The sequence below is a fragment of the Moorena sp. SIO4E2 genome, from assembly GCF_010671945.1.
GTDB lineage: Bacteria > Cyanobacteriota > Cyanobacteriia > Cyanobacteriales > Coleofasciculaceae > Moorena > Moorena producens.
In genome coordinates, this window is the sequence record NZ_JAAHIE010001406.1 from 1 (window position 1) to 1,076 (window position 1,076).

Here is a 1,076-nt window from a genome sequence, read left to right on the forward strand (position 1 = left end):
ACTTCAAGAATCCGCTCGCTCTGATAGTGATTCGGATGTGCGAGGTACAGCAATTAAACAGTTAGCTAAAGGTTACCAAGACCACCCAGATACCTTACCTCTACTTCAAGAATCCGCTCGCTCTGATACTGATTCGGATGTGCGAGGTAAAGCAATTCAACAGTTAGCTCAAGGTTACCAAGACCACCCAGATACCTTACCTCTACTTCAAGAATACGCTCGCTCTGATAAAGATTCGGATGTGCGAGTTACAGCAATTAAACAGTTAGCTGAAGGTTACAAAGACCACCAAGATACCTTACCCCTACTTCAAGAATCCGCTCGCTCTGATAAAGATTCGGATGTGCGAGTTACAGCAATAGAACAGTTAGCTGAAGGTTACCAAGACCACCCAGATACTTTACCCATACTTCAAGAATCCGCTCGCTCTGATACTGATTCGGATGTGCGAGGTAAAGCAATTCAACAGTTAGCTCAAGCTTGGCACGACCAGCCTTGGTTATCGCAATTTTTATGCGATCGCACTCTCCATGACCCCTTTGACCCTGATAAAGACAGAGATTACGAGAGAGATGACGAGAATTACAATCCTCGACAAATAGCCCTTCAGGCCATTCTCAAATACTATCCTAACCATTCCCAAAGCAGGTCTTTATTGCAGGATAGAGCAAAGCATGACCCCGATCCTAAACTGCGGAAGTTTGCTCAAAAGAATTTAGAATGAAGATAGAATTATAAAATGTCAGTTATTAGCGGTCAGTGGTCAGCTGTCAGCGGTCAGCCTTTAGCTGATAGCTGATAAATAAAAGCTGATAGCTGTTTGCGTAGCGTGTGCGTAGCACATAAGCTGAACGCGATCGCGTGTGCGTAGCACATAAGCTGACAGCTGAATGCTTACCCCGATTCCCGATTCCCGATTCCCGACTCCCGATTCCCTAATTAATGAAGTGCTTCCCTAACCAAAATCACAGTACTATCAACACCCCGTGCGATCGCTTCTGGAATATTGCCATGGATCGCCTGCTCCAATAATCCCTCTCGACTAGCTCCGATCACGACTACATCATACTTGTGAG

General features: G+C 45.4%; 1 protein-coding gene. It reads left to right on the top strand.

Annotation, left to right across the window (positions count from 1 at the left end):
• Positions 1-724: HEAT repeat domain-containing protein (locus tag F6K37_RS44050; RefSeq protein ID WP_287257434.1), on the top strand; the 724-nt coding region annotated here is incomplete at its 5' end.
• Between the last annotated feature and the right edge of the window lie 352 nt (positions 725-1,076).